The following is a 15832-nucleotide window of genomic DNA, read 5'->3' on the forward strand; positions in this document are numbered from 1 at the left end:
GGCCTCACCGCGGCGTTTCCTTATGTTCCTGTTTACCATGTTCCCATTCACCCGCATGAAAAAGCGCAGGAGCCCGTTCTCCGGAAGCGGGAGGCGGCAAAGCGCCCTAAAGCGTTCCGCTCAGAGCTGCGCATACTGCGCCTCGTACAGCCTCCGGTAGGCTCCGCCCGGAAGCCTCATCAGCTCCTCATGAGAGCCTCTCTCGATAATTCTGCCGTGATCGATATACAGAATGCAGTCCGCGCTGCGGATGGTGGAGAGCCGGTGCGCGATGATAAAGGAGGTCCGATTTTTCAGAAGATTCGCAAGGCCGCGCTGCAGCAGAATCTCCGTCTCCGTGTCGATGCTGGACGTCGCCTCATCGAGGATCAGGATTTTCGGATCGGCGAGCACCGCCCGCGCAAACGAAATGAGCTGCCTCTGCCCGGCGGACAGCCGCGAGCCCCTCTCGTTCACCTCCGTCTGATATCCGTTCTCCAGCCCGATAATGAACTCATGGGCGCAGACCGTCTTGGCAGCCCGTATCACCTCCTCATCCGAGGCTTCGCGGTTCCCGTAGCGGATGTTGTCCATGACTGTGCCCGCAAAGAGAAAGCTGTCCTGCATCATCACGCCCATCTGCGTGCGGAGCGAGCGGATGGTGACGTCCTCGATATTTTTCCCGTCGATCAGAATTTCTCCGGACTCCGCGTTGTAAAAGCGGCTGAGCAGGTTGACGATCGTCGTCTTGCCCGCGCCGGTCGGCCCGACAATCGCGCAGGACTGCCCCGCCCTCACCGCAAGGCTCACATCATTCAGCACCCGCACGCCGTCCTCGTAGGAAAAGCACACATTCCGGAAGCTCACGTCGCCCCGGATCGGCGGCATCTCCTCCACTCCCTCCCGGTCCGTTACCGTGACTGGCTCGTCGATGCTCTCAAAGATTCTCTCGAGATAGGAAATCGCCGTGAGCAGCGAATTGTAGAAGCCGCAGAGCGTCGTGATCGGCTGCCAGAAGCGCCACGCATAGTCGGTAAAGGCGACAAGAAGCCCCACCGTGATCGCCGTCTGTCCCTGCGCGATCCATGCGGCGCCCAGCATATAGATCAGCGCCGTCGTCAGCGAGGCAATGTTGTCGACGACCGGCCAGAGAAGAAAGTTATACTTTACCGCATGCATCCACGAGGCCCTCTGCTGCTCGGACAGGCGGTCGAACAGCAGCATGTTCTCTTTTTCCCGCACAAAGGACTGCGTCACGCGGATCCCATTAATGCTCTCCGCAATGTAGGCGTTGAGGTTCGACTGCTTATTGCTCTGTATCTGCCACGCCACATGCTGGCGGTGCTTCACAAACATGATCAGTCCCGTGAGCACCGGAAGACCGCACAGGCAGATCAGCGTAAAGCGCACATTCAGGTACAGCATGAAAAAAAAGATGAACACGAGCGAAAACAGGTCCGTGATCGTATTGACGATGCCGTTCGAGAGCAGATCGCTCAGGTTGTTCACGTAATTGACGACACGCACCTGTATTTTGCCGTGCGGTCTCTCGTCATAATAGGAAAACGGCAGCTCCTGCAGATGGACAAAGAGCGTCCGCCGCAGAGAATAGATCACGCCCTGCCCGACACGCGACGTCAGCCGGATCTTCCAGCGCATGATGCAGGCGCAAACAAACGCCACGGCAAGCGTCGCCGCGCTGTTTCGCAGCACGCTCCGTACCACGGCCCCGCGCGCTGCCGCGCCGCCTCCCGCGGCAAACTGGACAGAGTCCATCACGTTCTTCATAAAAATCGGCACCAGCATCGAAAGCCCGCTGGAAATGATCATGATGACGACCGCCGCCATGAGATCCCTGCGGTATGGCCCGACATAGGACAGGAGGCGTCTTACCTGCTTCAGGTCAAAGCTCTCCTCCAGAATTTCATCGTCCTCTACCTTATTTCTTGCCATAGCTTCCCCCGTAATCCGCGTACTGATGCTCAAACACCCGACGGTAATAGCCGTTCTTCCCCAGCAGCTCCTCGTGGGTGCCCCGCTCGGTAATCTCCCCGTTTTCCACGACAAGAATCTGATCGCAGTCCTTCAGCGAGGAGATCCTCTGCGCGATGATAAAGACCGTCTCGCCGCGGATCCCGCGCAGAGAGTTCTGAATCTGCGTCTCGGTCTCCATATCGACCGCGGATGTCGTATCGTCCAGCACAAGGATCACCGGCTTTTTCAGCAGCGCCCGGGCAAGGGCGATCCTCTGTCTCTGCCCGCCGGACAGACCCACGCCGCGCTCTCCGATCACGGTATCGTAGCCCTGCGGCATGTTCTGAATGAAGCCGTCGGCATCCGCCGTCCGAGCCGCCCACTGCACCGCCTCAAAGGAGCAGTCCGACCTCCCGTAGGCGATGTTTCCCTCCACGGTGTCCGAGAACAGGAACACATCCTGCATGGAGAGGCCTATGCCGTCGCGCAGCGTTCCGAGATCCATATCCCGCACATCGACGCCGTCCACAAGCACCGCGCCGTCCGTGACGTCATAAAAGCGGCAGAGCAGGTTCACGATCGTCGATTTCCCGGAGCCCGTGCTGCCGATGATCCCGATTTTTTCTCCCCGCTCCGCGCGGAAGCTCACATGCCGCAGGATCGTCTCGCCCTCCGCGCAGTAGCTCACATCGCGGAACTCGACCTCTCCGCGCAGCTTTTTCCCGCTCCTTGGCGAAACCGGCGTCACGATGTCCGGCTCCGCCTCGATGGTCTGATAAATCTTCTCCACTGAGGAAGCAAAATTCTGGCAGTCGTTGATGAGCCAGCCGAACATGCGCAGAGGAATATTGAGCATCCACAGAAAGCCGTTGATCATAACCATGCTGCCGAGGGACATGATCCCCGCGATGCACATGAATCCGCCCGCCAGCATGAGCACTACCGTGAGCGCCGCCGCCATAAATTCAAAGAGCGGAACATATTTCGTCCACACCCCTGCCGCATCAAGCTGCGCCTCACGGTATGCTTCGTTTTCGCGGTCAAAGCGGCCGATCTCGTACTCTTCCTTTGCAAACGCGCGCACCACGCGGTTTCCGCTGATGTTCTCCTGCACAAAGGCGTTAAGCGAGGAGAAGCGATCCCGGATCGCGCGGAACTTCGGCCTCACCTCCTGTCTCTGCTTCTTTACGAGAACCGCCGTCAGCGGCAGCGTGCAGAGCATGGCAAGCCCGATCCGCCAGTCCACAGAAAAAATCATGACCAGCGCCGCGACGAGCAGCAGCGTATTTTCATAGAGACTGTAAATCACGTAGGCGATAAAATGACGGATCGCCATCATGTCGCCGGTCTGCCGGCTCATCAGATCGCCCGTGCGGGCCCGGTTGTAGAACGCAAAATCCTTGAGCAGCAGATTCCGGTACACGCCGTCCCGCAGATCATAGAGGAGTCCCTGTGAGGACGTCTCGAAAAGATACAGAAACAGCAGGCGCAGAACGCTCCGGAGCGCCGTGACGAGAATCATCGCAAGCAGGCACCGGGGCAGGAGATCCATCCGCATATGCGTCCCGTCCCCGATGACCTCATCGACGATATAGCCCGTGATTTCGGGATTGACCACCGCCAGAAACGAGGTCGCCGTCACCAGCGCAAGCCCCGCCGCCATTCTGATCCGGTATGGGCGCATATACGACCAGAACCAGCGCTGCGCGCTGTGATTATGTTTTTTCAGCATATTCCGCCCCCATCCGCCGTGTGAAGCCGCTGCCTCACAGGCGTGTAAATGACCCGGACTCCGCCTGTGCCGGAGTCCGGGCCGAAACGACTTACATATGGGTACATATTAGCAGGTCATGGTATTTATTCTATAACAGAAACAGTCAGAAATTGTCGGTTTCTGTACTCGGATATTGCTGCCGGAAGCACACGTTCACCCCGCAGGTTTCACGACCGACTTCCTCTCGATCAGGCGGCAGCGGAGGCGGATACCGAGGCCGTCCCCGATCTCCGTATCGCCGAGCGCGCGCTGCTCCTCTCCGAGCGCAAAGGGTTTGTCCGGCTCCATGAGGGAAATGAGCTGGCGGACCGCTGTCGTGCCAAAGCGGAACAGCGGAATTTCCATCGTCGTAAGCTCCGGATACTGATACTCCGAGATCAGCTCATTGTCAAAGCCGGCGACGGAAATATCCCGTCCGACCATAATGCCGTGCTCATGGCAATACTGATAGACGCCGCCCGCCATACGGTCATTCATGCAGAAAATTGCGGTTACGCCCCGAGAAAGGAGGGCTGCGCACTCCGCATAGCCTCCGGTTTTCTCCCAGTCCGAGCACACGATCAGCGTCGGATCGTACAGGGCTCCAGCCTCAAAGAGAGCCTCCTGATGCCCCTGCAGACGGAGCTGCGTGTGAAGGTTATCCATGGCCCCCGCAATGACGCCGATCCTGCGGTGCCCCCGTTCGATGAGATAGCGCGTGATATCAAAGGCCCCCTGCCGGTCGTCGATGACCGTATACGGCGTCTCCCCGCCGTCCGGGTACGCGTAGGTCAGAACAATGGGCATCCCCTCGACCTGCGGAACCTCGAAGCGGCGGCCGTGGCCCGCGATATAGATGATGCCGTCTACCATGATGGTCTCAAGCTCCCGGATCGCCGGGCCCAGAACCGAGCTCACCATCCGCGCGTTGTAGAACCATGAGCCTTTCCATCGGGAATACAGGCGCAGATTCTGCACCGTCGTCCGGTAGCCGAAATGCTCGCACTCCGCCATCGCCCCGTCGATGATCGCCGGGACGCTGAACTGGGTGAAGTCCTCGGCGATGATGCCGATCGTCCGCGTCTTCTGGTTCCGCAGGCCCTGCGCAATGATATTCGGCCGATAGCCCCGGGCTTTGACGACCTCCATGACCCGTCTACGCGTCTCCTCCCCCACATTCTTTTTCCCGTTCAGAATATTGGAGACGGTCGCCGGGGAAACGCCGCATTCACGCGCTATCTCCTTGATCGTAACCATAATACCCCTCCGCCTTACCGCATCAGCTTCTCCGTCGTTTCCGCATCAAATACCACGCGCTCCACATGCTCATACTCTATACGGAACAGCGCGTTCGCTGCCATATGCTCCGCCGCCTGCTCGAGATCACGCACACCGGGCTGCGAGGCAAAGCGCTTTATCACGATCTCCGCCGCTTCATCCGTCACCGCGATCTCCTCCTCGCCGAGTCCGATGCGCCGCAGCACTTTCGGAAGAGCGTAGCGCAGAAAGATCGTCTTTTTCTCCTCCGGCGTATAGTCCGGAATGTCAATCACGGCAAAGCGCGTCATCAGCGGCTCGCTGATCCGGCTCTTGTCATTGGCCGTCGCGATCGGATAGACCCCTGCCGTCGGAATCGTACATTCCATATAGTTGTCCGTAAAGCCGAGATTGTCGAGGAGCGTAAGCAGAGCGTCCGCAGGGCTCCCCTGCGCGGTTCCCGAATCCGCCTTATCCAGCTCGTTGATAATGAATACCAGATTGGATTCCCCGGCGAGAGAAAAAGCTTCCATGATGCTTCCGGGCCTCGCGTTCGCATACACGCGGGAGCTCCCGGTGAGCTGTGCGGAATCATGGATCGAGCTCATGTCCAGCGAGGTCCACGGGAGCTGCAGAATACGGGCCACCGCATAGGCGATCTGCGACTTTCCCGTCCCGGCCGGGCCCGCCAGCAGCAGCCCGTAGGCCGGGAGCTTGTGCGTCCGGTTGATCTGAATGATCGTCTCGATGATGCGCTGCTTGACGTTCTCCATGCCGTAGAGCGCCTCGTCAAGTATCGCCCGCGCGCGGACCGGGTCGATTGCCGCGAAATAGGAATCTTTCCACCGCACATTCAGCATGACCGACAGCGCGTGCTGCGCATGGCGCTTCTCCTCGGGGCTGGCCTCCGCCGAGCGGGCCACCGCAAGATTCCGCCGCGCCCACTTGCGGATATTGGCCGGGATGGTGTTCTTTGCGCAGTCCAGATAGTCGCTGAGGCTCTGCACGCTGGTGAGCCTCATGTCGTCGCTGTCCTCCTCGCTTTCCTCCCCGGCGGCCTCCTCCTGCGCGCTGCTCTCAAAGAGCCTTGCCATGACATACTGGAGAAAACCGTCCTCCGCCGAGAGCTTTGTCTCCGTGCCGGACGCCAGCTCGCGGATACGGCAGACCGCATAGCCCTCCGCCGTGCCCGTCCCGGAAAGGCGCACGCGGATCCGATTTTTCCCGAGCCACTCGACAAGGCCACGAAAACGGCTGTCAAGGCGGAGAATGTCCGCCGTCCTCATATTCTGCCCCTCTCCGGACGCAAACGCCGCGCGAACCGATGGCTCCAGAAAGACGCCGGACGCAGAATCCGCAAAGCGCCGCTCCGGATCCGCGAGCATCATGATCGGCTGCTCCGGCGTCGCCTCCGGCGCGTCCGATATAAAGAAACGGCAGGAGGATGCCTCCGCCTTTTCCTCCGGGGCGGGCAAAGCATCCTCCGCCGCCTGCCCGAAATCAAACACTCTGTCCGCCATATCCTCTCCGTTCCGCGCGCCGCGCAGGGCGAGCCGCTGTCATATATAAAAAGAGAGCCGGAAAACATTGATCGCTCAATCTCTTCCGGCTCTGTACTCGCATCGGAGTGGCGTGGCTCGAACACGTGACCCCCACGTCCCTAACGTGGTGCGCTACCAACTGCGCTACACCCCGAAGCCCGTCGGGATATGACCGCTCCCGACGCGCAGTTGTTATTATATAGGCTGACAAAAGGATTTGCAATACTCTTTTTCCTATCCTGTCCGTCCAGCTCCGATCAGGCTGCACTGCCGAAGATTTTTCCCTTGAGCGTATCGTACAGCTCCGCGTTGGTGCAGTGCTGGTACGGGTTGGTGTAGAAAATGTCGAGCAGGCCGCAGGTCAGCAGGCTCAGAAGATGCCAGCCGATGAACGAGAGATCGAGAACAAACGCATTCATCTTCTCCCCGTCCATCATCGCCTTGGAGATGCGGAACGCCTCCTGCCGCTCAATCTCGGGATTCTCCGCGAGAATGTACGGAATCATCCGGTACTCATAGCCCTTGATGATTCCGGGAATCACGAAGAGAAGCGACCAGAGAAAGGTATAGAGCCAGCGGAAAAACTGCACGCACACCACGTTCATATAGCCGTGGCCGAACGGAAAGCCGATCTCTCGCAGCTCCGTGTCCTGCACCCGGTTGACGATAAAGAATCTCTGCGCACCGACCTCCAGAGGATTGAGCAGGAAAAACGACACCGCAATGCCGACGGCCGCCGAGATCAGAACAACCAGAAGTCCGACAGAAAGCAGCAGGGCGAGCAGACCGCTGTCAGCAATGCTCCCGTACTCCCCGAGGGTGGTGTAATCCGAAGACGAATTCACGCCGGAGCCGCCGAGGCGCCCCATCACGCTGCCGGCGCTCCCGCCGGCTCCGCCCGCCAGCATAAGAAGAAGACTGGCAAGAACCGCTTTCCAGTAGGAGCGGTGCATCGCCATCTTTCCCCTCATTTTCAGTTCTTCTCTTGTCCAAGGCATCGTTTGTCCTCCATAAAAAGTATTGCTCTGCATTTTCATCACGGCGCTGCGCGCCGCTTTCCCAGATATTTTATCACAGCTCCCGCCCGCAATGCAAAATATCATCCCCTGACGGCGCCTTGCCGAGACAAAATTTGTTTACATAGTCCACAAAATTTCCCCCGGACACTTCCTTGAAGACATAGCTGAAGGGGGCAGGAAGCAACAGGCGACAGGAGAGGCCGCATTTACGGCCTCTCCTGACACAGCTCTCCCTCGATCAGATACTCTCCCTTTGTGAAAACCCGGCCGTGCAGCTCTTCCTCCGTCACCGCCGCGCCATCAAGGATAAAACGCCTGCATATGCGGTCCGGCACAAACCCGGCTTTCCCGCCGAACGGCACCGAGAAGCGATAGCTTATGCGGCTCCCATCCTCCGAAAACCTCCAGCCTGAGGTATAGCGCCCTGCAGCAAAGCGCACCGAGGCCTCCGCGCTCCCGAGTCTTTCATCCGTATGCGGGGCAATGATGAGGCTCTGACCGCCGATGCTGTCCTGTGTCCCCGGATTCGCCCCCTCCCGGTCAATGCACAGGCCGCAGACGCTTTCGTAGAGCCACCCGGCTATGCAGCCGTAGGCATAGTGATTCAGGGAGTTCATTCCCGTTCCCGAAATACTGCCGTCCGGAAGAAGGGAATTCCAGCGCTCCCAGATCGTTGTGGCACCGAGATTCACCTCATAGAGCCAGCTCGGGTAATCCTCATTGAGAAGCAGCGTGAAAGCCTCTCTTCCATGCCCGGTCTGCGTCAGGGCACTGCAGATATAGGCCGTGCCGACAAAGCCCGTGGACAGGTGATCTTTCCATTCATGAACCAGCTGCATAAGCTGTTCCCCGGCGATCCTCATCTCCTCCCCGCTCTCGAACAGCCGGAAATGGACGGCCAGCGCATAGGCTGTCTGCGTACGGATGGAGAGCGTTCCGGGGCCGGTCACATACCGGGCCGTCACAGCCCTCCGGATCTCTCCGGCAAGCCTGCCGTAAAAGGCGGCATCCTCTGTCTTTTCAAGCACCTCAGCCGCGGCGGCCGTGAGCTCCGCGGAATACATGTAGTAGACCGAGGCGACGAAATATTTGTCCGTGCCGCCCTCGCGGTTGTTCATGCCGGCCGCATCCCCCTCCACGTCGAGGCTCAGCCAGTCCCCGAAATGAAAGCCGCAGGTCCAGAGCCGGCTACCCCCGCAGTGCTCCTCATCCATGCGGAGGATAAAGTCCGTCCACTGCTTCATATTGTCATATTCCGCATCCAGCCACCTCCGGTTGCCGAAATGCAGATACATAGTCCACGGAATGATCGTCGCCGCATCTCCCCATACCGCCGATCCGGCCTCTCCCCATCCGTCCTCCTCTATTGCAAAGGGCGGCTCCGCCAGCTTTTCCCGCCCGATCGTCAGAACATCCGGAACGACATACGGGACCGCACCGCCCTTTTCCCTCTGCTCCCATGCCATATCCCGGAGATACTTGCGGAAGAAAGCCGGCGTCTCCATGTGATAAGAGGCTGCGCCGCAGAAAATCTGTGCGTCTCCCGTCCAGCCGCAGCGCTCATCCCGCTGCGGACAGTCCGTCGGGATATCAACGAAATTGTCTTTCTCGCTCCACTTGGTGTTTTCGATCAGGCGGTTGACCTTTTTGTTCCCCGTCGTGATAAAGCCGGTCTCCTCGAGATCGGAATAGAGCGACACCGCCGTGAAATCCGCCGTCCGGACCTGCTCGCTGCTCATCCCGGTCACGCGGACATAGCGGAAGCCGAAGAAGGTGAAGTGCGCTGCCGCCCTCTCCTTTCTGCCTGACGAGATAAATTCGTAGCGCGCGGCGGCCGTGCGGAGATTATCCCGGTAAAAGCAGCCGTTCTGAAGCACCTCTCCGTATTCAAGCACGATGCTGTGATCCGCCGGTACATCCGCGGTAAATTCCGCCCAGCCCGATATCTCCTGTCCGAAATCAAGGACCGTCTCTCCGGCCGGCGTCATGAGAATTTTCTCCGGTGCCCGCTTCTCTCTCTGCACGACCGGAACGCCGAGCATCGGACACAGCAAGGCTTTCGGAGCCTCCGCCTCCCTCACGGGGCAGAGCTTTTCTGCCGGGGGAGCCGCGAGAATATCAGTAAGCCGCGCATCATAGGCTTCGCCGTCATAAATTCCCGACAGCACGACCGGCGATCGAAGACAGTGCCAGTCCGTATCCGTGCCGATGACACGGCTCCCGTTCTCCCCGTTCAGATACAGGTCCGCGAGAAGACAGAACGTGTCGCCGTAGTATTCCCGCAGCTGCCCGTTTGCGAGATAACCGAAGCGCCCTTTGTACCAGCCGTTTCCGAGCCAGATATCGAGCGTGTTTTCCCCCTCCCGGAGGAGCCCCGCGATATCATAGGTCTGATACTGCAGCCAGTACCGGTAATCCGTGAAATACGGCGTGAGGAACTGCTCTCCGACTCTCACGCCGTTGAGACGGCATTCATAAAGTCCGAGCCCTGTGACATAGAGCCGCGCGGAGCAGAGCTCTGCTTTCTCCTTTGCGGAAATCGAAAAGCTCCTGCGCATGACCGGATGAATTTCTCTCGAAAAGGCAGGACGGATCCACTTTCCCGTCCATCCGCCCTCCGGATGTCCGCCCTCAAAGAAAGCGGTCCCGCTCTCCGCCGCGTCCCCCGCGTCGTCCGTGACCGCCACTTTCCAGTAATAGCGCACGGCCGGCTGCACGGTGATATCCGGCGTATAGCACCATGAAGGCAGCTTTCCCTTTCTGTCCGCCTCGTCCCTGTCACTGTCGAAAAGGAGATCCCGGAATGAGGGATCTGCGGAGAGCATAAATCTCGTATGCTCCGCAAATGCCCCCGCCGCCTCCTCGATCTGCCATGTGAAGCTCAGATCGGACAGCTCGATCCCTATGGGGTCTTTCTGATAATCCGTTTTCAGTCCTGTGATCCTCATACCGCCTGCCTCCTGTCTGCCTCTGTCCCTGCCTGCTCCGCGCCCAAACCGCTCGTACGCAATGGAAAGCGCGGGCTCTTCCGTCCTGTGCGGCTCAGCTCCACAGGACCGGGAACCAGATGCGCATCTCATCCTCTGTCCCGTCGTCCGCCGCCTCCCGTGCAGCGCTCCGGTTGTCCCACGCATAGTACGGGATCATCGTGACCGGAACCTCGGTGAACTGCGCGGGCTCCAGTCTCCTGTAGAGAGCGCTTCCGGCCGTCCTCTCCTCCGCGCTCCGGCGTCTCATTCGCCCCCGGAGCGCCGGGATCCGCCTCCCCGCGATCTCCAGCTCCTCCGGCAGGAAGCTCTCCCGGTCCCCGAAAGCAAGCCAAAGCCCCGACATTCCGCGTCCGGCCTCATCCTCCGGCAGATCCGCCGTTTCCATACAGTACACGAGAGGCCCCCGCTCCACTGCGGCCCTGCCTCGATCCTCCTCGACCATATCGTCCGCCGCCGTAAGTCGGATCTCCATCGGCAGCATGAGCTCTATTTTCTCCCCCTCCGAGAGGGCGAGCGGCACCTCGTAGTAGCTTCCCTCGTCCTCCCCGGAGAGCAGCACACGCTTACCCCCCGCCGCGACCGAGGCTCCGCGCGCCCAGACCGGAATGCGGAGCGCGAGCTTTGCCGCACCGCGCGCTTTCACTTCCGACACCTCAAAGACGATCCGGCCGTCAGACGGGTATTCCGTTCTCTGTGTGAGTGTAAACGCCGCGCCTCCCGCCAGCACGAGCTGCGCCCTGCAGGAGCCGTAAAGGCCGGTATAGACGATATCTCCGCTCTGCGCATAGCAGTATTCGGAGGCCTCCGCAAGGTTTCTCGCCAGATTCGGCGGACAACAGTAGCTCAGGATATAATCCGTGCGATGCCGTTTCCAGACAAGCTCATAGTCCAGCCGCGCCGTTCTTTCCAGCATGTTTTCGTAAAAGAAACGAAGCCCGTCCAGGCTTACCGCCGCGAGGTTCGTATTCAGCATGACCCGCTCGATGATATCGAAATACTGTGCCTTGGGCTCCGCAAGGAACATGCGGTATGCCCACATGACGAGACCGACGTTCGCGCAGGTTTCGTTGTAGGCCGTGATATTCGGCAGCTGGTAGGCATAGCCGTAAGCCTGATGCACAAGCTGATGGTCAAAGAAATTGCCGTAGGGAGAAGCGCCGTTGTAGAGGGCGCCGCAGCCGCCGGTTATGTAGATTTTCGAGCGCAGCAGATCCTCCCACACACTGTCCAGCACTTCCCGGTACTGCGGATCCCCCGTCTCCATGTAGAGATCCGCCACCCCCGCATAGAGATAATTCGCGCGAACCGCATGTCCGATGATCCTGCGGTGACGCCGAAGCGGCAGGCGGTCCTGATTGTCGTCAAGACCGTGCCGCACCGAATCCCGCAGCGTAACCGCCTCTTTCGCAAGGCGCAGATACCTGTCCTTCCCGGTCACCCGGTACAGTTCGATGAGCCCCATGTAATGCGAGGGACAGACCGCCGTCTGTATCTCTCCCTTTCTCCGGGCCTCCTCATAGAGCCCTTCCAGATAATCCGCAGTTCTCTCCGCGACGGAAAGAAAATTAACCTTTCCGGTCAAACGATAATGCAGTGCCGCGGCCGTGAACAGGTGGCCGAAATTGTAAACCTCAAAATCGTTGATGTCCCCCATACGGGATGCGCCGGTCCCGCTCTTCTCCCCGATGATCTGTTTCGTCGAGAGATAGCCGTCGGGCTGCTGTGCCCTGCCGATCAGCGCAATATATTCGTCGAGCTCTGCAAGGAGCCGGGAATCTCCGGTCCGAACCGCGCTGTACATGGCCGCTTCCATCCACTTGTAAAAGTCTCCGTCTCCGAAAACCGTACCGTCGAACACTCCCTCCCGCTCTCCTGCCGCAATGCGGAAATTCTCAACCACATGGCTGATATCCGCGCAATCGAACATCCTCCGCAGCTGCGGCACCGTGGCGGAAAAAACAGTTTGCTCCACATCCCTCCAGAACCCGTCCGTCCAGACCACGGCGCGGCTGTCCGGAGGCGAAGCCTTTGCATAGGGTGATTTCCTCGTATCTGTAAGCATAGCATCCTTTCTCCCGAAGGCCTGTCCCGCTCAGCGCGCGGAAAGCGTCTCCACCACTCTGCAGAGACTGTCCTCCTCTCCGACATTTCCCGGAAAGATCACATAGGGGATGCCCGGAAAACGACTCTCCCCGCCGCAGCGCCAGACCGGGATCCCCGGCTGCACCTGTCCCAGCACCCACGCCCGCTTCACGCGGAGCGCTTTCGTTCCCACATCGCTCGAGGTGATCCCGCCCTTTGCGATCACATAGGCCGGCGTCTCCTCCATCTCCCCGATCACGGAAACCAGCGCCTCCGAGATCGAGACCGACCGCCGCAGCGCCCTCTCTGCCGTGTCGCCCGGCAGCTCGAGGCGCTTTCGCTTCGTATAAACGACCGGCGTGATCCCCCGTTTCACATCACTCTCCGCGAGGATGCGCACCCGGGCCGCCTCCTCCGCGAGGCCGCCGCTCACGACCAGATCCGAATCGAACTCTATGAAGTCCAGCCCCGGCAGACCGCGCAGCCTCTCCAGCTGCCGCGTCGTCTTCTCCGTATGGGAGCCGGCCACGATGACGCCGCCGTGTCCCGACGGGCTCTCCGCACACATCTCCTTTGCCGTGAGGAGCGGTATATCCGGAACCGCGCCGACAGCCCTGACAAAATCCGCTGCCGTGCGGCAGAGGAAATGCCGCCCTTTCGCGATGCACCGGTACAGCGCGGCAGCAAAGACCCTGAGGTCCGAGAGCTCGAGGGCGTTGACCACGATCACCCGGCCGTCCCGCGCATGGAGGAGCCGTTCCTCCGCTCCGTCCGCATCCCCTCTCCGGAGGAGCTCCAGCGGAATGCTGAGGACCTCCTGCGCCGGGACCTTTCCCCCCGTCTTCTCCTCGACATAGTCGGGAAGAAAGGAATGGGAATAGCCAAAGCTCACATCACGGGCAAACTCTGTCTGCGCCGCGGGGATGAGCTCATCGCCCCGCAGCACATAGTGGACATTTCCTATTGTTATCCGGCCGCCCGCAAGAAAAAACGGTGCGAGAATAATTCCGTCCTGCGAGGTGCCGAGACGCTCTTCAAGTCCGGCCCCGATCAGCTCCGTCTCCAGCGGGAAATGACCGCGGAGCGTGGAATCGCTGCGGCTGATGATCTGAAACGCCGTCCCCGTCTCCTCCGCCGCCGTGCAGAGATTCTCCACAAGCTCGCGGTGCAGCGCCGTCGTCTCCGTCTCCGTAAGTCCGCGGGAATTGGTGAGGACATAAAACATCGGGAGCCGCTCCGAGAAAGCCCTGCGCAGGGTATCCGCGCTCCATTCCGTATAGACCGGCAGATCGTGGATCGTCTGCACTCCCGTGGGATCATCGTCGAGAACCACCCAGCAGAAGCCGGCGGCCGCTGCCCTCTCCCGGAGCTCCCTCTCCGCCGCCGCGATCCGCTCCCTGTTTTCCGCTTTTGCGGCAATCGCCCCGTAATATTCCCGCTGCTCCCGGCAGCTCAGGACAGTCTGTTCCCTCTCTCTCGATACGAACATGCTCCGTTCCTCCCTCCCCCGGGATCACCGGCCCGCTTCGTTGATGCGAAAAAGCCGGCGCGCCTCGTCCGACGTCATCGGCTCACAGCCCGCCTCCCGGACAAGCTGCGCCGCCCTCCGGATGAGCGGCGCATTCACCGCAGCCCGCCTCCCCGGTTCCAGATAATCTGAATCCTCAAAGCCTACGCGCAGGGAATCTGCTCCCTGCTCCAGCGCGTACCGCATCATATCCCAGTCCCGGCGCCCCGCCTGCGTATAACCCCACAGAAGCTCCCGGCCCTCCGCCGGTCTTTCGATGTGATCCCCAAGATACGCGAGCGCCGGAGCCCTGTCGCAGACATGACTGCCAAAGCTCTCATCCAGAAATTGCAGCATATGATGCAGCGCCGCAGGGGTGGCCGGCAACTCCCCGCCGTGCCCGAAGACAAGCGCGACAAGAAGCGGATCCCGGAACGGAAGCTGCTCCGTGAGCCTCCGCAGCGTGTGGATCATCCCCAGCTCAAAAACCTCCGTCTCGGGGAGCTTCCGGTTCTCAAGTATCCTTGCCGCGCAGTACTCCACCTCGTCGGCAGGGTTCCGGTAGACCGCTTTTCCCAGATTCACGGAACCGACATTCAGGCTGTTCGCCTCCACATAATCGGGAAAGCACGGCGCACAGCGCTCCCGGATCGTCAGATCGGACACGCCGCCGGTGGATACCTCAATGATGATGTCACATTTTTCCCGGATCCTCCGCACGGTTTCCGCAAGGAACGTGAGATCGGAGGTGAGCGCCGCATTCTCATCCCGCACATGAAGATGCACCATGGCGGCTCCCTCCCGGCAGCACTGCCGCACATCCTCCGCCAGAGCGGCAGGATCGATGCGGTGCGGAGACGCCGGGACCGGCGCCGCTGACAGCATGACCTTATGCATGGTTTTCCCGCCTCCTGTCCGGCATCAGCGTTCCTTTGTCCTGCAGTGCGCGGCGGAGAGCCGCCGCTCCGAAGCGGGGGCTCGAGAGCACAGGCCTGCGGCAGCGCTCCGCAAGATAGGACTCGCAGTACGCCATGCTGCCCTGCGCAAGGACGATGACGTCCGCACTGTCCGCGATCCTGTCCGCGCACTCCCCCATCCGCTCCCGGAAAGCCTCCTGATTTAAGCCGAATGCCCCGTCCACAAGACATTCCGTGATCTCCACCGCCATTCCGCATTCTCTCGCCGCACGGCGTATCGTACTGCAGGTAGGAGCGAGCGTCGTGGGAAGCGTCGCCATTACGCCGATGCGTCGTCCCCTCCGCACCGCTTCACGGCACATCTCCTCATCGATACGGACGATGGGAACGCCGAGATACTTTGCCGCATCCTGCATAGAGTCCGCCGCCTCTCCCACCGAGGAACAGACATTCAGCACCGCATCGCAGTTTTCCTGTACCGCATTCATGAACATCGTGAAAAGACGCGCTGCCGGGGCGGCCGTCACATAGCCGTTCTCCCGCACCTCGGCAAGGATCGACGGATCCTCCTGCGCATAGATCTCAATCTCTTCCCCAAGAGCCCTGCGCAGCTCGCGGTTCACATCCTCTTTCAGCTCCGGCGTCGTACTCGTATACACGATACCTACTTTCATATCCTCAGGCCCTTTCTTTTCTCTCCCCTGCCGGTTCACAGCAGGATGAATGCTCCGTCTTCATTATAAAGCAGCCCCGGCCCGCCTCGAAGTCCGATAAATTGTGATTGCGGTGGAAAATTTTAAGCCGCAGCGGCAG

10 protein-coding genes and 1 tRNA gene are annotated in these 15832 nt (G+C 60.2%); all 11 read right to left on the bottom strand.

Annotated features, from left to right (window positions below; translation table 11 throughout):
* Nucleotides 1-120: 120 nt before the first annotated feature.
* Nucleotides 121-1932 (bottom strand): ABC transporter ATP-binding protein, encoded by a 1812-nt coding sequence (locus E0E20_RS07680; RefSeq protein WP_130837617.1) that lies wholly within the window; start codon nt 1930-1932, stop codon nt 121-123.
* Complete coding sequence (locus E0E20_RS07685; RefSeq protein WP_130837618.1) at nt 1919-3685, bottom strand: ABC transporter ATP-binding protein; 1767 nt, start codon at nt 3683-3685, stop codon at nt 1919-1921. Before E0E20_RS07685 ends, E0E20_RS07680 begins: the two co-directional genes overlap by 14 nt.
* Nucleotides 3686-3880: 195 nt before the next feature.
* Entirely contained in the window at nt 3881-4963 is a 1083-nt protein-coding gene (locus E0E20_RS07690; protein ID WP_130837619.1) for a LacI family DNA-binding transcriptional regulator, read from the bottom strand.
* 14 nt (nt 4964-4977) lie between these two features.
* The gene (locus E0E20_RS07695) at nt 4978-6483 is read right to left on the bottom strand and encodes an AAA family ATPase (RefSeq protein ID WP_130837620.1); all 1506 of its coding nucleotides are present in this window, start codon (nt 6481-6483) and stop codon (nt 4978-4980) included.
* 102 nt (nt 6484-6585) lie between these two features.
* Nucleotides 6586-6658 (bottom strand) — tRNA-Pro (locus E0E20_RS07700).
* Nucleotides 6659-6761: 103 nt separating this feature from the next.
* Complete coding sequence (locus tag E0E20_RS07705) at nt 6762-7502, bottom strand: DUF975 family protein (protein WP_165444027.1); 741 nt, start codon at nt 7500-7502, stop codon at nt 6762-6764.
* Between the two features lie 227 nt (nt 7503-7729).
* Entirely contained in the window at nt 7730-10471 is a 2742-nt protein-coding gene (locus E0E20_RS07710) for a family 78 glycoside hydrolase catalytic domain (protein ID WP_165444028.1), read from the bottom strand.
* Between the two features lie 94 nt (nt 10472-10565).
* The gene (locus E0E20_RS07715; RefSeq protein ID WP_130837623.1) at nt 10566-12575 is read right to left on the bottom strand and encodes a glycoside hydrolase family 127 protein; all 2010 of its coding nucleotides are present in this window, start codon (nt 12573-12575) and stop codon (nt 10566-10568) included.
* Between the two features lie 30 nt (nt 12576-12605).
* Nucleotides 12606-14084: a four-carbon acid sugar kinase family protein gene (locus E0E20_RS07720; protein ID WP_130837624.1), complete on the bottom strand. Its 1479-nt coding sequence runs from the start codon at nt 14082-14084 to the stop codon at nt 12606-12608.
* A gap of 24 nt (nt 14085-14108) precedes the next feature.
* Nucleotides 14109-14999, bottom strand: coding sequence for a 3-keto-5-aminohexanoate cleavage protein (locus tag E0E20_RS07725; protein ID WP_130837625.1), 891 nt, complete (start codon nt 14997-14999; stop codon nt 14109-14111).
* Nucleotides 14992-15693, bottom strand: coding sequence for an aspartate/glutamate racemase family protein (locus tag E0E20_RS07730; protein ID WP_130837626.1), 702 nt, complete (start codon nt 15691-15693; stop codon nt 14992-14994). The genes E0E20_RS07725 and E0E20_RS07730 overlap by 8 nt, the downstream gene beginning before the upstream one ends.
* Nucleotides 15694-15832 lie beyond the last annotated feature (139 nt).

The organism is Lachnoclostridium sp. Marseille-P6806 (assembly GCF_900625025.1).
In the GTDB taxonomy this organism is placed as follows: domain Bacteria; phylum Bacillota; class Clostridia; order Lachnospirales; family Lachnospiraceae; genus CAG-791.

What these genes read in the sequence shown, in the direction of transcription:
- E0E20_RS07680 (WP_130837617.1), bottom strand. Translation starts at nt 1,932, where the DNA reads ATGGCAAGAAATAAGGTAGAGGACGATGAAATTCTGGAGGAGAGCTTT.
- E0E20_RS07685 (WP_130837618.1), bottom strand. Translation starts at nt 3,685, where the DNA reads ATGCTGAAAAAACATAATCACAGCGCGCAGCGCTGGTTCTGGTCGTAT.
- E0E20_RS07690 (WP_130837619.1), bottom strand. Translation starts at nt 4,963, where the DNA reads ATGGTTACGATCAAGGAGATAGCGCGTGAATGCGGCGTTTCCCCGGCG.
- E0E20_RS07695 (WP_130837620.1), bottom strand. Translation starts at nt 6,483, where the DNA reads ATGGCGGACAGAGTGTTTGATTTCGGGCAGGCGGCGGAGGATGCTTTG.
- E0E20_RS07705 (WP_165444027.1), bottom strand. Translation starts at nt 7,502, where the DNA reads ATGCCTTGGACAAGAGAAGAACTGAAAATGAGGGGAAAGATGGCGATG.
- E0E20_RS07710 (WP_165444028.1), bottom strand. Translation starts at nt 10,471, where the DNA reads ATGAGGATCACAGGACTGAAAACGGATTATCAGAAAGACCCCATAGGG.
- E0E20_RS07715 (WP_130837623.1), bottom strand. Translation starts at nt 12,575, where the DNA reads ATGCTTACAGATACGAGGAAATCACCCTATGCAAAGGCTTCGCCTCCG.
- E0E20_RS07720 (WP_130837624.1), bottom strand. Translation starts at nt 14,084, where the DNA reads ATGTTCGTATCGAGAGAGAGGGAACAGACTGTCCTGAGCTGCCGGGAG.
- E0E20_RS07725 (WP_130837625.1), bottom strand. Translation starts at nt 14,999, where the DNA reads ATGCATAAGGTCATGCTGTCAGCGGCGCCGGTCCCGGCGTCTCCGCAC.
- E0E20_RS07730 (WP_130837626.1), bottom strand. Translation starts at nt 15,693, where the DNA reads ATGAAAGTAGGTATCGTGTATACGAGTACGACGCCGGAGCTGAAAGAG.